Below are 17,791 nucleotides of genomic sequence, written 5' to 3' on the forward strand. Positions count from 1 at the left end.
AAATGGATGACATTTCAAAATTAATGACAGAGCAAGTCAATGACAGAAGTAAGGATATCGAAACACAGTCAATTGGTGAGATTTTACGTTATATGAATGACGAAAACAGGAAAATCACTGATGCGATTGAACAGTGCATTCCAGAAATTGAAAAAGTTACAGCAGGTGTTGTACAAGCATTCGAGAAAGGAGGCCGATTGATCTATCTGGGCGCGGGGACTTCTGGTCGACTTGGTGTTCTGGACGCAAGCGAATGCCCACCAACATTCGGTGTATCACCCGAGATGGTAGTGGGAATCATTGCAGGTGGAGATTACGCTCTTCGAAACGCTATAGAAGGCGCCGAAGACGATGAAACCTTAGCCGAAGCACAGTTGAGAGACTTGGATCTTGTCAAAGAGGATGTAGTCATCGGAATTAGCGCGAGTGGACGCACTCCTTATGTCGCAGCAGGACTTGCCTATGCGAATACGGTTGGATGTTTCACAGGTGCGATTTCCAATTCTCCGAACGCTTTAATCTCTCAAGTCGCTTTAGTTGGTATCGAAGCGATTACTGGCCCAGAAGTGGTTACAGGCTCTACTCGAATGAAAGCAGGGACGGCACAAAAAATCATTCTCAATATGATAACGACGACTGCGATGATTCAAGTAGGAAAAATCTTCAAAGGATATATGGTCGATGTTCAACCGACAAATATGAAGTTGAAACAACGAGCAACCAATATTCTTGCAAAGATTACCGATCTTTCTCCAGAAGACGCAAGACGTGTTCTTGAGGACAATGATTTTGATTTAAAAGTCGCTATTATCTCTCAAATACATCATATTTCGGCAAAAGAGGCAGAAAAACTGCTTCAAGAAAATCAAATGAATATTGTAAAGGCAATGAAAAATAAGGAGGCTTAATAAAATGGATGCAAAGAAAGTAGCAAGTGAAATTTTAAGTAAAGTCGGGCAAAAAGAAAATGTAGTCAGTAACGCAACATGTATGACTCGCTTACGTCTGACAGTAGCAGATACATCTAAAGTGGATGTGGCTGGATTAAAAGATGTGGATTCAGTTTTAGGGGTTGTCGAACGTGAACAAGGAGTTCAAATCGTTTTAGGACCTGGTAAAGTGACTGAAGTTGGTCGCGAATTTGCGGAATTAACAGGAATTGAATTAGGTAGCGTGGATGAAGTCGACGCAGCTGATTTAGCAAAACAAAACAAAAAAGAAAATAAAGCAAAACATAGAGGCCCTGTTCAACGCTTCTTGGAACATATCGCTAACATTTTCGTGCCATTATTACCAGGGATTATCGCAGCTGGTTTAATTAACGGTATTTCAAACGTTATTAACGTAACAACACAAAACGCATATAACTTCGAATGGTGGTACCAAGCCATTCGTACAATGGGTTGGGGTCTATTCACCTTCTTACCTTTATATGTAGGATACAATGCCGCTCGTGAGTTCAAAGGAACACCTATTCTTGGGGCAATCGCTGGAAGTATGTCACTTGGTGTTACAACAATGCCACTTCTATTAAAAACAGACGCTGGTCAAGTGTTGATGCCATTTACTGGTAAAGCCTTCAACCCAGGTGCTGGTGGTTTATTAGCTGCATTAATGATGGGGATTGTAGTAGCTTACTTAGAACGCGCTGTTGACAAAGTGATTCCAACAATGTTGAAAACATTCTTGACTCCATTATTAACATTAATCATTGGCGCATTCTTATCAGTATTAATCATCCAACCTGCTGGCGCTGCGTTAACTCAAGGTATTTACACAGTATTAAACTTCGTATATGAACAATTAGGAATCTTTGGTGGTTACATTTTAGCGGCTGGATTCTTACCAATCGTATCTGTTGGTTTACACCAAGCCTTAACTCCAATCCACGTGCTATTAAACGATCCAAACGGACCAAGTCAAGGTATCAACTACCTATTGCCAATCTTAATGATGGCCGGTGGTGGACAAGTGGGTGCAGGTTTAGCATTATACTTGAAGACTAAGAACAAAAAATTAAAACAATTAACAAGAGACTCATTACCAGTTGGTATCTTAGGTATCGGGGAACCAATGATGTACGCTGTAACACTTCCTTTAGGTAAACCATTCTTAACAGCCTGCTTAGGATCTGGTGTCGGCGGTATGTTAGCAGTTCTATTCCACTTAGGTACTGTATCTCAAGGGGTTTCTGGGTTATTCGGTGCTTTAATTATGGTACCAGGAACTCAAGTACTCTTCTTAACTGCAATGGTTGGAGCTTACATCGGTGGATTTGTTATCACATGGTTCTTCGGTGTAGATGAAGATCGTATTAACGAAGTATATGGAAACAAATAGAGCAAACATTTCTTTTGGGCGCTCCATCTATATCAATCTTGGTGAACAAGTCGTTACACAAGTATTAGAAGAAATGAAAGCCGCGCGTCAAACCGTGGCTTTTACTTCTTTTCAGTTGCCAGAACATCCGCTTGAAATTTCGGATATGACACGTCTTGTGGAGCTTGCTCGCTCATATGAGGTAGATTTAATTCCAGACATCGCTCATAAAGATCTTACCAAAGAAAATATTTCGGTCTTGAAAAATGCAGGGCTATCGTACTTACGTCTGGACGAGTTTGGGGATGAAGCGTTTATCGAACGTTGCGGCAAGGCGTTTACGCTTGTTGTGAATGCGTCGACGTTTACAAATTGTGAATATCAATTATTGGAACGACTCGGATTTTCTAAAAAGATTATTGCCTGTCATAACTATTATCCAAAAGTGTATTCAGGAATTTCACTTGAGAAATTCACGACGATTAATCAAAAATTGCATGCGCTTGGTGTAAAAGTACTGGCGTTTATTCCAGGAGATGAGCCTTTAAGAGGACCGCTTCATGAAGGGTTGCCAACAGTTGAAACGCATCGTACGTTAGATACGCGATTGGCAATTTGCGAACTCATTAAGGCGCACACCGATATGATTTTAGTGGGAGATACGTTTATTAACGTCGCTACGCAAAAAGTCATGAAGGAATTCCAAGAAGGGTTCGTGTCGTTGAAGGCAGAAGCTCCTATCGAATTAACCGGTAAAGTGCTTCGTGACCGTATCGATGCCAGTGATTTTGTATACCGCGTACTCGGTACTCGTGGCTGGGCCTTACTTGGCGGAGAGATTTCTACAACAACCCGCACCGTTGGAGAAATCAATCAAGCAAATAGCCAGTACGGTCGTTACCAAGGTGAAATCGAAATTGCTAAAGTTGACTTGCCTTCGGACGTTCGACAAAACGTTATCGGGCACTTACTTCCATCTGAGATTGCCGTATTTACCGCTTTGCCAGAAGGATTTGGTATTCAATTAGAAGTCGAATAACAAACAACAATCCATCCTACGATTTCGGTAGGGTGGATTGTTTATTTTTCTATACAACATTAGAAAAATGAGCCGTTTTATGATACTCTAGATGAGTATAAATTTAATAGAAACAAAGGGGGCCTTTGGATGATAGAGCTGATTGCAACAGTTGAATCCATCCAACAAGCAAAAGACTTGCTTGAAGCGGGCGTGGACACGATTTATTTTGGGGAAGACCAATTTGGACTTCGCCTTCCTATGTCGTTTACACGTGAGGAACAAAAAGAATTAACGGAATTGGCGCACCAATATGGAAAGAAAGCAAGCGTTGCTGTTAACGCGATTTTCCATAATGAAGGAATTGCGCTTGTACCTGAGTATTTGAAATTTTTAAAAGAAATCGGTGTCGATAACATCGCGGTAGGAGATCCAGGTGTCGTTCAAATTATGAAGAACCCTGAGTACTCAATTCCTTACCGTTATGATGCTGCGGTTTTAGTAACAAGTAGTCGTCAAATCAACTTCTGGGGAAAACGTGGTGCCGTTGGTGCGGTGATTGCGCGTGAAATTCCTCGTGAAGAGATGAAAATCTTGGCAGCAGGTGTAGAAATTCCAATCGAAGTTTTAGTGTACGGAGCAACTTGTATCCATCATTCAAAACGCCCACTGTTAAATAACTACTTTAACTATATTGAGAAAAAAGAATCTGTTGAAAAACGCCGCGGTTTATTCGTGTCAGAACCTGCCGATGAAGATTCTCACTATTCAATCTACGAAGACATTAACGGAACGCATATTTTCGCGAATAACGACGTGTCTCTTGCGCCATATTTGTTAGAATTAGCAGAAATGGGCATTCCACAATGGAAATTAGACGGAGTTCTTGCTCCAGGTCAAGATTTCGTGGAAGTAGCGAAATTATTCGTGAATGCTCGTAATGAAATCGAAGCAGGTACATGGACTCCTGAGAAGAGTGCAAGCCTTGAATTACAAGTGCGTGCACACCATCCAAAAGTTCGTGGCCTTGAAGCAGGATTTTACTTATTAAATCCAGAAGATGTGAAATAGGAGAGAGTCAAATGGGAAGAAAGATATTGAAAAAACCTGAAGTACTTGCTCCAGCGGGTACTCTTGAAAAACTAAAAACAGCTATTTTATACGGAGCTGACGCGGTTTTCCTTGGTGGGGAAGCGTATGGACTTCGTAGCCGTGCAGGAAACTTCGACTTTGCAGAAATGAAAGAAGCGGTTGATTTTGCCCATGCACATAACGCAAAAGTATATATTGCCGCTAACATGGTGACTCACGAAGGTGACGAAAAAGGGGCGGGAGATTTCTTCCGTACGGTTCGTGACATCGGTATCGATGCAGCCATCATCAGTGACATGGCCTTAATGGATATTTGTGCGTCAGAAGCGCCAGGATTACCAATCCATTTATCAACACAATCTTCAGCAGCCAACTACGAAACGCTAAACTTCTGGAAAGACGAAGGATTAGAACGTGTCGTATTAGCGCGTGAAGTATCAATGGACGAAATTAAAGAAATGCAAGAAAAAGTAGATGTAGAAATCGAAGCCTTTATCCATGGAGCAATGTGTATTTCTTATTCAGGACGTTGCGTACTATCAAACCATATGGTGCATCGTGATGCGAACCGTGGTGGATGTGCTCAGTCTTGTCGTTGGAAATACGGTCTATTCGATATGCCGTTTGCCGGCGAAAAGAACATGGTCGGCGCGGGCGAAGAAGGCATCGAAGAGAAATTCTCAATGAGTGCCGTTGACTTATCGATGATTCAACACTTACCTGACTTAATCGAAGCAGGTGTAGATAGCTTGAAGATTGAAGGTCGTATGAAATCAATTCACTACGTTTCAACGGTTTCTAACGTTTACCGTGCAGCGGTTGATTCATACTGCGAAGATCCAGATAACTATGTATGTAAACAAGAATGGATTGACGAGTTATGGAAAGCAGCACAACGTGAATTAGCGACTGGTTTCTACTACCAAGTTCCAACCGAAGAAGAGCAATTATTTGGCCCACGTCGTCAAATTCCTCAATATGCTTTCGTTGGACAAGTACTTGAATATGATCCAGAAACGCAAATGGCAACAGTGCAACAACGTAATAACTTCAAAGTAGGAGACCATATCGAGTTCTACGGACCTGGAATGCGTCACCACGAAGAAGAACTAACACAATTATGGGATGAAAATGGCGAAGAAATCGAAGCAGCTCCTCACGCAATGATGATCTGCAAGATGAAAGTAACTGAGCCAGTGAAACCTTTAGATATGATTCGTAAACGTCGTTAAGACGAATTTTTAAAAGAAAAAAGGAATGAAAATGACATTACCAAACTGTCCTAAATGTGGTTCAGAATACACATACGAAGATGGCGTATTATTAGTATGCCCAGAATGTGCGTATGAATGGGAACCAGGTTCAGAAGTTGAAGAAGGTCCAGTAGCCATCGATGCTAACGGAAATAAATTACAAGATGGCGATACTGTAACAGTTATCAAAGACTTGAAAGTAAAAGGCGCACCAAAAGATATTAAGCAAGGTACACGCGTGAAGAATATTCGCATCGTGGAAGGCGATCATAATATCGATTGTAAGATAGATGGATTCGGCGCAATGAAACTTAAATCTGAGTTTGTTAAAAAGATTTAATTGAGGTCCCGTAGGGACTTTCAAAAAGCTCCCCCCTAGAATTTTTATAGTTGTTATAATAGCGATACCGGATTGAGCCAAGGTCTCAATCCTACCAAGCTTCAAACTGACTCTACGGGTTTCACCCTAGAGTCAGTAATTCACATTGGTTATGAACCCGCTATTATAACTACTATAAATCTAGGGGAGCTTTTTTTCGTCCCTCGACTCGGTGATCTTTACCCAACTCAGTGATAAGTTTTATTGTTTCTCATGAAGAGCAGATTCGGCTAAGAGTACATTTGTAGAAAATTTCCAAAGGGAGTCTGTAATTAAAATTTAATAAATAAGGATTATATGCATAAGAATAGTTTTCTTATGCATATTTTATTAGGGAAATAGACCTGCGTTCTTGAAATTTAATTTCCATTGTGTTACATTCAAAACAAGGAGTAGAAAACGCTTTTGTATAGGCGTTTCTGTGCTTTTTTTCACATATTTCAACTAGGAGAAGTGGCAGTTTTGGAACAGTATCATACAGGTACCATTCGATTGATGGGAACCGTCATCGAATTGAAAATTGCGCATCCAGAAGGCGAGCGATTAGTGGCTGAAGTTTTCGAGCAATTGAAGCGATATGAGCATCGTTTTAGCGCGAATGACCCAACTTCAGAGCTGATGGCCGTGAATTTGGCAGCAGGGAAACATGCAGTTAGTGTTCATCCAGAGATTTTTCATTTGGTGAAATTGGGACTGGAGAATAGTTTAGCTGCGGGGAGTCGGATGAATATCTTGATTGGCCCGGTTGTTCAAACATGGCGCGTAGGCTTTAGTGATGCACGAGTACCAACGGATGAAGAAATTAAAGCCAAACTGCAACTGACCGATGCAACGAAAGTCGAACTGGATGAAGCCAGTCAGACGATTTTTCTGTTGGAAGAAGGAATGCGAATCGACCTTGGTTGTATTGCCAAAGGGTATATTGCCGACTTGGTGATAGAGCAGCTAAAAGAGCAAGGAGTGACTTCTGCGCTCATTAACCTTGGTGGGAATATTCTTACACTAGGACCAGCTGTTCATCATGAAGATGGGAATTGGTGGATTGGTATTCAAAACCCGAAACTCCTTCGTGGAGAAAATGTGGCGCTTCTTCCGATCCAAGATGAGTCGATTGTCACATCAGGTGTCTACGAGAGGGTGCTAGAAGTGGATGGAAAGAAATACCATCATATTTTGGACCCACATACTGGATATCCAGCTGAAACAGACGTTGCCAGTCTAACGATTGTTTCCAAACAGTCCGTCGATTGTGAGATATGGACGACCAGACTCTTTGGAAAGAAAGCACATGAAATCTTATTCGAAGTGGAACAACACCCTAACATCGAAGCCGTTATGATTTTAGACGATGATCGTATTTTCTACACTTCAGGACTCGCTTCAAAGATTCAATTACTCGAAAGGAAGTACTCAAATGGTTAAATTAATCGGTTTAGTCGGAACAAACTCTAAAAAATCAACAAACCGTCAACTATTACAATACATTCAAAAACATTTTTCAGAACAGGCGGAGATTGAACTAGTCGAAATTAAAGACTTACCAATGTTCAACAAACCAACTCCAAAAGTTGTGCCACAAGAAGCACAAGCAATTGCAGAGAAAATCGCTGCAGCAGATGGAGTTATCATTAGCACACCAGAATATGATCACTCATGCCCAGCTGTATTAATGAACGCTTTAGCATGGTTATCTTATGGTATCTACCCATTATTAAACAAACCTGTCATGATTACAGGAGCATCTTACGGAACATTAGGTTCTTCACGTGCACAAAGTCAATTACGTCAAATCTTAGACGCACCAGAAATTAAAGCACGCGTTTTACCAAGTGATGAATTCTTATTAGGTCACGCCTTACAAGCATTCGACGAAGAAGGTAACTTAAAAGATGCAGCAACTGTTGAAAAATTAGAAAAGATTTTCGCAGATTACTTATTATTCATTGAAATTACAGGACAATTAGTTCGTGCAAACGAAGCTCGTGAAAAAGAAGCGAAAAACTTCTCATGGGACAGTTCTAAAAAATAAGGAGTGACAGTAGAAAATGAAAATTATTGGTATCGTAGGATCAAATGCGGAATTTTCGCATAACCGTTTATTATTACAATTTATCGAAAAGAAATTCAGTGACTTATTCGAGTTTGAAATCTTAGAAATTAAAGATATTCCAATGTTCAACCAAGACGAAGATCAATCTAAGAGTTTCCCAGTACAATACATGTACAACAAATTAATTCGTGCAGATGGTGTGATTATCGCTACACCTGAACACAACCACACAATCACAGCTGCGTTGAAGAGCACATTAGAATGGATGTCATTCAACTTACACCCATTCGAAAACAAACCTGTCATGATTATGGGAGCTTCTCACTATGATCAAGGAACTTCACGTGCGCAAGTGCATTTACGTAAAATCTTGGACGCTCCAGGGGTAAATGCATATGTATTGCCAGGGAACGAATTCTTATTAGGAAAAGCAAAAGAAGCATTTGACGAAGAAGGAAACATTAAGAGCGAAGGAACTGTAGCGTTCTTACGTTCATGCTTAGAAAACTTCGTGAAATATGTGGAGGTTGTAAAAGTGTTACGCAAACCATTACCAACACCGCCAGAAGATTTAGACTGCACAAACCCAATTGCTACAACAGTTCAAGGCGTAGATCCAGATGATCCAGAATGGGTTGAAAAAGCAAGTGAAATCGTTGGTGCAGCTCAAGGAAACGACTATGTTCGCTTAGACCACGGTTTATTAACGGTTGACCAAATCGATATGTTCTTAAAAGCATTACCATTTGAAGTAACATATGCCGATGACAACAACCAATTCTTGTACTATAACTTCAACAAACCAGCAAACAAAATGTTGGCTCCACGTGTGCCAGCTCAATCTGGTAACCGTTTAGGAACAGTTCACCCACCACGTACATTCAAAAATGTGGAATACCTCATTGCGAACTTACGTGCAGGTAACGTGGATTACTTCCGTACAATCGTTCCAAACACTCCACCAGAAATCATCAACGTACACAACTACCAAGCAATGTACTATCCTGATGGTTCTTACGCTGGAATCAACGAAATCGTATTTGACTTCAAACCATGGTTAGATTGGTACTTACAAACAACTGGCCAACGTTTAGTAAGCGCAAATGGTGCTGCACCAGCAGCTGACGCAACAAGTGGCGCTTCAAACAACGGACATGCAGCTCCAGCAGCAGATGCTACAAGCGGTGCTTCAGAACACTAAAATTTAAAGCGAGAAAGCTAGGCAGTTTTGCCTAGCTTTTTTGTGCTTTCATAGACAGTTTCATGCTATGTACACGCTTAGGAAACAACTGGAAATTATTTTTTAAAATTAACAAAAATGTAATGTTCCTAGTATCCAAGGGTAGTGGTTTTGAGCTATAATAAATAGGAGTTTAAGGAATGGAGAAAAACAGTGGGGACTATGAATTATCAAACAACACCTTCTCAAGCACCGACCCACCCACACCCTCCCAAGCAAAAAGAGAAAAAACGGAGTGCGGCATTCGATGGCTTGAAAGGTTTTTTTATACTAGCAATTATTACGTATTATTATTTTCAACATTTATTACCGGGCGGATTTTTAGCCGTTAATGGATTCTTAGTGGTCGGGGGTTACTTAACGTTCCGGAATAATATCAAAACATTCGCGGAAGATTATAAAGAGCGTTTCCCAGTGAGAAGCTTGAAGAGAATGTTCTTCCCGATGCTCTTTATGATTGTCGTGACAGTCGCGTTTTTATTCGTGGCGGCACCGCAATTACTATCCAATATCCGAGGCATGGCGCTTTCGGCATTATTCTTCGTGAATAATGATTATCAAATTTTCTCTCAACAATCATACTTCGTGCAATCGGCGAATCCAAGTCCGTTTGTGCATCTCTGGTATGTATCCCTTTATGTGCAATTATTAATCGTAGGGTATTTGCTTCGAAAACTGATGAAGAAATTGAATTTCCTCAGAATGCAGGAGTTCGCGTTACTCGCATTCTTAACGCTCGCGTCTGCAGCGGGTATGGCGGCACTCTATTGGTTTGAACAAGATCCGTCTCACGTATACTACTTAGTATCAACGCGTCTGTTCTCGTTCACATTTGGAGCGCTCTTGAGTTACATTCATGAAGGAAAATTACTACTTCCTGAGCGCGAGACAGGTTCTGTGGTTCCAAATGCATTGAGCCTCCTTTGCTTAGGAGCTTTAGGATGGATGTTTACGACTTTCAACGGAACGCAAGCAGAAGTGTATTATATGATGATGTTTATTTCATCGTTTGTGATGATGCTTCTTCTCTCTTATACGATTCGCGAGGGTGTGGGGGTTCATTACCTCTTCAGCTTCAAAGGATTTACGTTTTTCGGAAAGAGAAGTTTCTCATACTACTTATGGTTCTATCCGATTCATCTAATCGCGCCAACGTTCTTACGCGAAATTGATGAACAATGGTTATCTGTAGCAATTCAATTTGCATTGATTTTCGTGATGGCGGAAATCACGTATCAACTCTTTGAGCGAGACCGCTTCGTTCTTCCAATTGGACAAGCGCATAGTCCGTATAATTTAACGGCTTATGGAAAATCGAATCTTCCAAAAAGCATGAAGCAGTTTGGACTCGTGTTCTCACTCATGTATGTCATCTGTATCGGGCTTGCGGGTCTTGGATTTGCGCAAGAGAAGAATCAAAACTCAGCCGTGCAAGAGGTTGAAGAGAAGATTCGTCAAAACCAAGCGCTCTTACAAGAGACGACGGCAGAACCGACAACTGAAGGCACGACGACGATTAGCAATGAAGCGAAAGCCAACACGGAGCAGCAAGTGAAGCAAACGCCGATTACCTTCGTCGGAGATTCAGTGTTATTAGCGTCTGCAAACAAACTTCGCGAAGTTTTCCCGAACATTTATGTAGACGGTGAAGTAGGACGTCAGTTGTATTTCAGCACACCAATCGTTCAGAAGCTGGCGCAACAAGGCAAGCTCTCTCAAACTGTTGTATTCGTCCTCGGTTCAAACGGAGCTTTCTCTGCAGCGCAAATCGATTCTCTGATTCAAGCAACGGGGAACCGTGAAATCTTCTTAGTCACAGCTGGTTATGAAATTAAATGGGCTAAAGAAGTGAATGAGCAGTTAAAAGCAGCTGCAGAACGTTATCCAAATGTTCATTTAATCGACTGGGGAACTTACGCCAAAGGGCATACAAAACAATGGCTCTTTGAAGACGAAATCCATCCAAACGATACAGGGGCAGCAGAATTAGCGAACCTCATCTTGCAAGAAATGGTAAAATTACAATAATCGTTGAGACGACTCGATTTTGAGTCGTCTTTTTTATTTTTAAAAATATTTTTGAAAACGCTATTGACATTCAGGTGTATTAAGCGCATAATACAGTTAAAGATAAGTGTATTAACTGGTTAATACACTGATTGGGAATCAAAGAAAGGAGTTACTAATGATCGTATTTGATAAAAGAAGTCCGGTCTACGAGCAAATTATCGCCTATTTCAAAGCGGAAATTGCCTCCCACAGAATGGAAGCAGGCCAAGAGATGCCGAGTCGGCGTGAATTTGCGCAAACCATGCAAGTGAATCCCAATACGGTCCAACGTGCCTTTCATGAATTGGAGGTCATGGGGTTGATTACGACTGGTAATAATGTCATGAGTCGTGTGACAGAAGATGTAGAACGGATTGAGCAACTAAAAGATGAAATGTTAGATGAGGCGATTGGAAACTTTACAGAAGCGATTAAGCCTCTCAACTTAACTGCAGAAGATGTGATCGAACATCTCAAAAAACAATTGTAAGGAAGGAGCGGTACTATGTTAACGGTTCAAAACTTAAGCAAGAGATTTGGAAAGAAACAAGTGTTGAATGACATCTCATTTAACGCGAAAAAAGGGGAAGTGACGGCTCTTATTGGTGTCAACGGAATTGGGAAGACAACGATTATGAACTGCATTGCAGGACTACTGCCATTTGATAAAGGGAAAGTTGTTATCGATGATATGCCAGCTCGTAAAGTGTTTGCGGAAAAGGTGAGCTACATTACAGATAGCTCGATTATTTCTCCAGACCAAACGGTGGACGAGGCGATTGATTTTATGCGCACGTTCTATCCAAACTGGAATCGTCAAAAGGAAAGACATTTATTAGACTTCTTCCGTTTGAATTTAAAAGATGAAGTACGATCACTCTCGAAAGGGAATGTTGCTAAACTGAACTTGCTTCTAGGGATGGGGCTGGACACAGACTACATCTTGATGGACGAACCATTTTCAGGAATCGACGTCTTTACCCGTGAAGAAATCGCACGTGTGTTTACAAGCGACCTACTCGATGGACGTGGCGTATTGATTACAACGCATGAAATTAATGATATTGAGTATATCGTCGATAAAGCAGTGCTTTTAAACGATGGACGTGTAGTGAAGGAATTCTACCCAGAACAAGTGCGTGAAGAAGAGGGTAAATCAATTGTCGATGTGATGAGGGAGGTATACTTACCATGAAGAAAGTCATCAATTTAACGCTTTATAATATCGGCCAAGCAAAAGGATTCATCCTCGTGGTGGCCTTACTTCAAATCTTATTGCAACTAGGGTTGAAGGTGAAGACACTTGCGACGACTGGGTTACTAACCGGACAATTGCGCATTGTGAGTCCTGATATCGTGAAACAAGTCGTTTTGGACCAACTCGCAATTGGACTTCCAGTGTTCTTTGCTGGGACAGCGATTTTGGTTTACTCAGCAGTGATTTGGTCGAGAGAATGGAGCAGCAAAGGCTCATTTATTTATCGCCTACTCATGCTTCCAGGATCCCGTTTTGGAATCTACTGGGCTAAATTATTAACGATGCTTGTGATTACGTTCTTCTTACAAGCCGTTCAAGTAGTTGGGGTGTTCTTAAATTACTACCTCACAAGCTTCTTTATTCCAGAGTTTGCACAATATCACATCACACCGTGGTCGCTTGTGACGAACTCAATGGCAATGCCACTTCTAGTGCCACAATATGCGGTGCAGTTTCTTCTCATTTTGACGATGGGGATAGCCCTCATCGTGACGGTCTTCCAACTCGCGATTCTCGTCGTTGGGGTTGAGAAGAAGGGGTACGTTCGTAAGGTAACTTCGGTCGTTCTTTACGTTTTAGTCGTTGTTGTGACATTCACAGCTATCATGCGCACGCAATTTGTCGTTCGTTTAATTGGAAATGAAGCGATGGTCTTCTTAATCGGTAGCATGCTCATTTGGATTGTTCTAAATATGCTACTCAGCGATTATTTATTAAATCATAAGGTTAGTGTGTAAGGAGGGGTTATCATGAAATCAAGTAAATTTGCAACAGCAGTATTTGCCTTTAGTGGACTTGTTTTTCTAGCAACAGCTGGTCACGCAGCGTATCAAGAATTGAAGCCTGCTCCGGTATCGATTCAATTAACCGATGAGGAGAAAAAATTAGTCGACGGAGCAACCTTTGAAATGTCGTATTCTACAGATGATTTAACATCGTCTAAGGGTGCAGAGTATGCACTTTTAGATGGAGACGTAAAACGTGTTGGATTTTCCGAGAATGCCTACGACTTCCAAACGAAAAAGAGATTGGCAGACTTTTCTTTTACAGACCGTCCAAATTATGACAATCTGGTGGCGTTTAAGGGGTATGACCTTCTATACGGTTTGAGCCATAGCTTTGAAAGCACAACAGATCCAAAAGTGAATTTTAGTATCATTAACAAAGAGACGAAGAAGGTCACAACTGTTTCGGTTCCGATTACGAAAGAAGTACGCGGGGACGATAGTCATTTCATCACGGATGTCACTTTCTATAGAAAAGGCAATACGGTGTATGGAGTGGTGCCTATGCCTGAGTATGAAAATAGAGGTTCGAAAGCACCAACCTATTTCTTGGTAACATTCTCTGTGAACTTAGAAACGGGAGCAACAACACCTGCCAAACGCGTGAAATTACCAGAGGAATACGCTTCGATTGCATGGGGAGAAGCCAAGAGCTCTCGCATGTATGACCCACAAGTGCTGCTGTTTAAGAGTATGTATTCAAGAGATGAAAAATTCCGCTTAATGACTTTTGATGCTGAGACGGAGAAGTTTACAGAAATCACACCTGAACAGGGCATGAGTGCGGTACAATCGATTCTATACACAGTGGGAGACAAAGCCTATATTGCATTGGCAGATGAGGTGCCTGCATTCACTGGGTCGGATACGTATGTGAAGGCAAGTGAACGCAAAAATAACGAGACAAAATACTATGTTCTTAATGCAGGGGCGAAGAAACTAGAAGAAGCCTTTACAACAGAAACAGATGTCTATGCGCCACAAGTGTACTTGAATAAAGGGAATCTTGTGATGATCACACTTGTCGATGGCAAACCAACGCTACGTGTGCAATCAATGGAAACAAAAGACGTCCTTCTTTCTAAGACGATTGATGTGAAGGATGATGTGTTCTTTATCGATACACGTATGTACGGCATGATGCGTATGAAATAAAAAAACAGTACGAAAAAAGAGTTCTACCCCGTTGGTAGAACTCTTTTTATGATGCTTGTTTTTCTTCTTTTAAATGCGGATTTGGCAGTAAGTGGTTTACTCCAATCGCAATGAGTGCTCCGATAATTGTATCGAGAATTCGTTGAATCGCGTAGGCGGTATTTTGGCCTGCCTCTATATTGAAGAAGATGACAAGGAAAGTGGCGCATGAGTTAATCACACCGGTCTTGTTGAATCGATTACAGAATAAAATAATCATTACGATACCAGCAGGTGCCAGTAGTAAATCGGTATATTCTGGAAATGGGAGAACGGCTCTTACGTAGAATAAGATGATAGCCACGACCCCGCCGGTTGTATTTCCGATACAACGAGACAGTGCGAATTTAAACGTTTGCTGATGGTCGATGCGCAAACTGAAAATAGCAGACAAGGCTGCTAGCATTGGTGAACCACGATGTAAGATTCTAAAGAGAACCACGCAAATAAACACAGACACGGCTGTTTTAAAAGTACGAAGTCCGATATGGAATGGATTATTTGACGATTGTGGCACGCTCTCACCTCTGCTTTTTTAGATATCGCTATTATAATATATGTGTTTAAAAAATGGTAGAGTTATTGAATAATGCACCTAATAGGTGTATAATGTGTCCGAGAGGTGATGAAGATGCATGAAGCATTTGTATTAATTGTAGTGAACGCTGTTAGAGAACGTTATGTCTCAGAAAAGGCATTTTATACAGAAGAATTAGGGATTAGTGGTCAAAGTTGGACGAGATGGAAAAACGGGGAACGCGGATTGAAGGCAGAAAATCTGCAAAAAATCGCACGTCTGTTTACGGATTACGAGTGGATGCTCGCGAATAAAGTCGCCCGAAATGCCGATGTGCTTCCAGAAGTCGCTTCAGACCCAGTCGCTGAATATTTACGATTGAAGGTGGCGATTGCGAGTCGCTGGATTCGTCAAGAAAATGTTCGCGTGGATTGGAAGACAGCTGCTGTCAGCAAGGGCAAATTCAAAGAAAATGTCACGATTTTACGTGTGGCTACGACATATGGTCACTGGAGTTACCAAGACATTATCGAGATCCGCGTGGTAGGAATTACCCATAAACAAATCGGTACGAAAAAACAAGCACTTCTTGAATGGATGCATGATGAAAAAGCACAACAAAAGTATTTAGAATATAGCAAAAATGCATTTGTTCCTGAATCTAATTTAGAGAAATAGAAGTTTGCAAAATGGATGCGATACTCTCTTTGAAAACAAGGGGGTATCCATTTTTTTATAGGCCATTTTATGATAAAATTGAAAAGATAAAGAAAGTGGTGAAACTGTGGCGAAAAGAAAGAAAAGAAAAAATAAATTCGTCTTTCATCTTGTCGAGTGGTTCAAGTCATTATCGAAATTGACGGGACTTCTCATCGTAGCTGTAGCAAGCGTTCTTTTGGCCGGGACCATCACATGGTTATCTGAACATAAATCCGAGCCACAGGAAATACATGTGACACAAGATGAATTTTTAAAAGTGCTCATCCCAGCGGCGCAACAGGCGTATAAAGACTACGGCGTGTTGCCAAGCGTGAGTTTAGCGCAAGCGATTCTTGAATCGAACTGGGGAGAGAGTTTATTAGCAAGTAAATATTATAATTTATACGGCGTGAAAGGGTCAGCGTCTGAACCAAATGTCGTATTAGAAACAGCAGAATTCGTGAACAATACATGGATCACGATTAACGGACGATTTCGCGTCTATGAAAGCTGGGCAGATTCAGTTGAGGCCCATGCCCAATTATTAGCGTACGGCGTGGACTGGAATCCAACGCTTTATCACAAAGTGCTTGGGGCTAGAAACTACAAGCAAGCGGCACAGGCCTTGCAAGATGCAGGATATGCGACCGACCCGACGTATGCGCAAAAGCTTATTCAAATGATTGAAGAGCATGAATTATATAAATACGATCGATTACCAACAGAAGAAACAACCGTGTCCGTACGAAAGAGTTCGTAACGGTCAAACGGATTAGTAAAGGAGAGGATATTAATGAGTCAGTTATTACCAGGAGCCATCATCGGAATTATCGGTGGAGATGAGCAAGCCGCATCCATCGCTCGCGAATCAAGAAAAATGGGGTATGTTGTGTACTGCTACCACCAATCAAACGAGGCGGCTATTTCGATGGCTGAATATGAAATCGTCTCTTCTTACAAAGACCGTGAGGCGTTATTAGATTTCGCAGAAAAAGTAGACACGGTTTTATTATTAACAAACTTAGTGCCAGTTGATGTGTTATACGAAATCAGCAGCAAAACTCGCTATTATCAATCGTTTGAACTAGCAGAGATTTCGCAAAATCGTACGGTTGAAAAACTATTTTTAGAAACACACGCGATTAACCTAGCGCCATATAGCTTGGTGACAACGGTCGGAGAATTACCTTCGATTGTCCAAAGCATCGGACTTCCAGCATTCTTAGAAAGCAATCTTGTAAAGAATCGCGTAGAAGAAAAGTTAGAGCTCTACGATGAAGATTTCGAAGAGCGCGTTCTTGAAAAATTGGAAGAAGGTCCATGTATGTTAACGGCATTCGTACCAGCGCAACGTCATTTTACAGTGACCGTTGTACGTGACTACGAAGACCGCGTGACAGTCCTTCCGATTTCAGAAGATGTCTACATCACGGGTAAATTAAAATACAGTATCGTTTCTCGTCGACTAAATCCAGAATGGGTGCAAGAATTAAAACGTATCGCCTTCAAGATTATGGATAACTTATCTGGAACAACGATTCTTTCGATTCAAGTGAAGATGGGAAATAACGGTATTTTCTACGTGGATGGTGTCAACCAATTGCCGCTTGTGCAACAACAATTCAGCAGCGCCTTCTTAGGACATAGCTTGTCTGAAATTCTTGTGCGCGTGGCAACAGGATTACCAATCGAATACAAAGAAATCAAAGAAGAAATGATCATCGTGCCAATTTACGAATCGATGATGGAAAAAGCAAGTTTATTAACGTTATTGAAACCACAATGGGACTTCGAGTTCTTCCAATTAACACCAAAACGCCCAACTGACGTGCTTGGTGTGATTCGACTTCGCGGAGCTTCTAGTGTGGATTTACTCAGAGAAATTGAAGTGACAGACTTATTTTTCAATGTACAATAACCTTTACGAAAGGACAGAGT

The 17,791-nt window shown here is 41.2% G+C and carries 18 protein-coding genes; 17 read left to right on the forward strand and 1 reads right to left on the reverse strand.

The window, feature by feature from the left end; translation table 11 throughout:
• Positions 1-2 precede the first annotated feature (2 nt).
• The 14 genes from murQ (at position 3) to ADH02_RS06850 (ending at position 14,598) form a co-directional block, all read left to right on the forward strand.
• On the forward strand, positions 3-908 hold the full coding sequence (murQ, locus tag ADH02_RS06785; RefSeq protein ID WP_048783621.1) for an N-acetylmuramic acid 6-phosphate etherase: 906 nt from the start codon (positions 3-5) through the stop codon (positions 906-908).
• Positions 909-912: 4 nt separating this feature from the next.
• Positions 913-2,340, forward strand: coding sequence for a PTS transporter subunit EIIC (locus tag ADH02_RS06790; protein ID WP_048783623.1), 1,428 nt, complete (start codon positions 913-915; stop codon positions 2,338-2,340).
• A complete protein-coding gene (locus tag ADH02_RS06795) occupies positions 2,327-3,358 on the forward strand; it encodes a MupG family TIM beta-alpha barrel fold protein (protein WP_239681749.1) in 1,032 nt (343 codons plus the stop codon). Before ADH02_RS06790 ends, ADH02_RS06795 begins: the two co-directional genes overlap by 14 nt.
• Positions 3,359-3,487: 129 nt before the next feature.
• Positions 3,488-4,408: a peptidase U32 family protein gene (locus tag ADH02_RS06800; protein WP_048783626.1), complete on the forward strand. Its 921-nt coding sequence runs from the start codon at positions 3,488-3,490 to the stop codon at positions 4,406-4,408.
• Positions 4,409-4,419: 11 nt separating this feature from the next.
• Positions 4,420-5,661, forward strand: a complete 1,242-nt coding sequence (locus ADH02_RS06805) for a peptidase U32 family protein (protein WP_048783627.1) — start codon at positions 4,420-4,422, stop codon at positions 5,659-5,661.
• A 31-nt stretch (positions 5,662-5,692) separates the two neighbouring features.
• Complete coding sequence (locus ADH02_RS06810; protein ID WP_048783628.1) at positions 5,693-6,022, forward strand: zinc ribbon domain-containing protein YjdM; 330 nt, start codon at positions 5,693-5,695, stop codon at positions 6,020-6,022.
• Positions 6,023-6,556: 534 nt separating this feature from the next.
• Entirely contained in the window at positions 6,557-7,483 is a 927-nt protein-coding gene (locus ADH02_RS06815) for an FAD:protein FMN transferase (protein WP_048783657.1), read from the forward strand.
• Positions 7,476-8,090, forward strand: a complete 615-nt coding sequence (locus tag ADH02_RS06820; protein ID WP_048783629.1) for an NADPH-dependent FMN reductase — start codon at positions 7,476-7,478, stop codon at positions 8,088-8,090. The genes ADH02_RS06815 and ADH02_RS06820 overlap by 8 nt, the downstream gene beginning before the upstream one ends.
• A gap of 16 nt (positions 8,091-8,106) precedes the next feature.
• Positions 8,107-9,312, forward strand: a complete 1,206-nt coding sequence (locus tag ADH02_RS06825; RefSeq protein ID WP_048783630.1) for an NAD(P)H-dependent oxidoreductase — start codon at positions 8,107-8,109, stop codon at positions 9,310-9,312.
• A gap of 201 nt (positions 9,313-9,513) precedes the next feature.
• Positions 9,514-11,379, forward strand: a complete 1,866-nt coding sequence (locus tag ADH02_RS06830; protein ID WP_204372760.1) for an acyltransferase family protein — start codon at positions 9,514-9,516, stop codon at positions 11,377-11,379.
• A 157-nt stretch (positions 11,380-11,536) separates the two neighbouring features.
• Positions 11,537-11,890 carry a GntR family transcriptional regulator gene (locus ADH02_RS06835; RefSeq protein WP_048783632.1) on the forward strand — a complete coding sequence of 118 codons (354 nt, stop codon included), beginning with the start codon at positions 11,537-11,539 and terminating at the stop codon, positions 11,888-11,890.
• Between the two features lie 15 nt (positions 11,891-11,905).
• Entirely contained in the window at positions 11,906-12,595 is a 690-nt protein-coding gene (locus ADH02_RS06840; RefSeq protein WP_048783633.1) for an ATP-binding cassette domain-containing protein, read from the forward strand.
• On the forward strand, positions 12,592-13,395 hold the full coding sequence (locus ADH02_RS06845) for a hypothetical protein (RefSeq protein WP_048783634.1): 804 nt from the start codon (positions 12,592-12,594) through the stop codon (positions 13,393-13,395). The genes ADH02_RS06840 and ADH02_RS06845 overlap by 4 nt, the downstream gene beginning before the upstream one ends.
• A gap of 12 nt (positions 13,396-13,407) precedes the next feature.
• Complete coding sequence (locus ADH02_RS06850) at positions 13,408-14,598, forward strand: hypothetical protein (protein WP_048783635.1); 1,191 nt, start codon at positions 13,408-13,410, stop codon at positions 14,596-14,598.
• Positions 14,599-14,644: 46 nt separating this feature from the next.
• Here ADH02_RS06850 and ADH02_RS06855 read toward each other — a convergent pair whose 3' ends face one another.
• The gene (locus tag ADH02_RS06855; RefSeq protein WP_239681750.1) at positions 14,645-15,154 is read right to left on the reverse strand and encodes an FUSC family protein; all 510 of its coding nucleotides are present in this window, start codon (positions 15,152-15,154) and stop codon (positions 14,645-14,647) included.
• Positions 15,155-15,268: 114 nt separating this feature from the next.
• On the opposite strand from ADH02_RS06855, the gene ADH02_RS06860 reads away from it, so the two are divergent.
• The 3 genes from ADH02_RS06860 (at position 15,269) to ADH02_RS06870 (ending at position 17,771) form a co-directional block, all read left to right on the forward strand.
• A complete protein-coding gene (locus ADH02_RS06860; RefSeq protein WP_065427029.1) occupies positions 15,269-15,832 on the forward strand; it encodes a helix-turn-helix domain-containing protein in 564 nt (187 codons plus the stop codon).
• A gap of 106 nt (positions 15,833-15,938) precedes the next feature.
• On the forward strand, positions 15,939-16,613 hold the full coding sequence (locus tag ADH02_RS06865; RefSeq protein WP_048783637.1) for a glycoside hydrolase family 73 protein: 675 nt from the start codon (positions 15,939-15,941) through the stop codon (positions 16,611-16,613).
• A gap of 33 nt (positions 16,614-16,646) precedes the next feature.
• Positions 16,647-17,771: an ATP-grasp domain-containing protein gene (locus ADH02_RS06870; protein WP_048783638.1), complete on the forward strand. Its 1,125-nt coding sequence runs from the start codon at positions 16,647-16,649 to the stop codon at positions 17,769-17,771.
• The last annotated feature ends 20 nt before the right edge of the window (positions 17,772-17,791 follow it).

This window comes from Streptococcus sp. 263_SSPC (genome assembly GCF_001071995.1).
Taxonomy (GTDB): domain Bacteria; phylum Bacillota; class Bacilli; order Lactobacillales; family Aerococcaceae; genus Granulicatella.

Excerpts from the sequence above, each read along its gene's own strand:
- ADH02_RS06850 (WP_048783635.1), top strand. The coding sequence starts at position 13,408 with ATGAAATCAAGTAAATTTGCAACAGCAGTATTTGCCTTTAGTGGACTT.
- ADH02_RS06820 (WP_048783629.1), top strand. The coding sequence starts at position 7,476 with ATGGTTAAATTAATCGGTTTAGTCGGAACAAACTCTAAAAAATCAACA.
- ADH02_RS06825 (WP_048783630.1), top strand. The coding sequence starts at position 8,107 with ATGAAAATTATTGGTATCGTAGGATCAAATGCGGAATTTTCGCATAAC.
- ADH02_RS06860 (WP_065427029.1), top strand. The coding sequence starts at position 15,269 with ATGCATGAAGCATTTGTATTAATTGTAGTGAACGCTGTTAGAGAACGT.
- ADH02_RS06805 (WP_048783627.1), top strand. The coding sequence starts at position 4,420 with ATGGGAAGAAAGATATTGAAAAAACCTGAAGTACTTGCTCCAGCGGGT.
- ADH02_RS06800 (WP_048783626.1), top strand. The coding sequence starts at position 3,488 with ATGATAGAGCTGATTGCAACAGTTGAATCCATCCAACAAGCAAAAGAC.
- ADH02_RS06815 (WP_048783657.1), top strand. The coding sequence starts at position 6,557 with ATGGGAACCGTCATCGAATTGAAAATTGCGCATCCAGAAGGCGAGCGA.
- ADH02_RS06830 (WP_204372760.1), top strand. The coding sequence starts at position 9,514 with ATGAATTATCAAACAACACCTTCTCAAGCACCGACCCACCCACACCCT.
- murQ (WP_048783621.1), top strand. The coding sequence starts at position 3 with ATGGATGACATTTCAAAATTAATGACAGAGCAAGTCAATGACAGAAGT.
- ADH02_RS06870 (WP_048783638.1), top strand. The coding sequence starts at position 16,647 with ATGAGTCAGTTATTACCAGGAGCCATCATCGGAATTATCGGTGGAGAT.
- ADH02_RS06835 (WP_048783632.1), top strand. The coding sequence starts at position 11,537 with ATGATCGTATTTGATAAAAGAAGTCCGGTCTACGAGCAAATTATCGCC.
- ADH02_RS06795 (WP_239681749.1), top strand. The coding sequence starts at position 2,327 with ATGGAAACAAATAGAGCAAACATTTCTTTTGGGCGCTCCATCTATATC.
- ADH02_RS06810 (WP_048783628.1), top strand. The coding sequence starts at position 5,693 with ATGACATTACCAAACTGTCCTAAATGTGGTTCAGAATACACATACGAA.
- ADH02_RS06790 (WP_048783623.1), top strand. The coding sequence starts at position 913 with ATGGATGCAAAGAAAGTAGCAAGTGAAATTTTAAGTAAAGTCGGGCAA.
- ADH02_RS06845 (WP_048783634.1), top strand. The coding sequence starts at position 12,592 with ATGAAGAAAGTCATCAATTTAACGCTTTATAATATCGGCCAAGCAAAA.
- ADH02_RS06840 (WP_048783633.1), top strand. The coding sequence starts at position 11,906 with ATGTTAACGGTTCAAAACTTAAGCAAGAGATTTGGAAAGAAACAAGTG.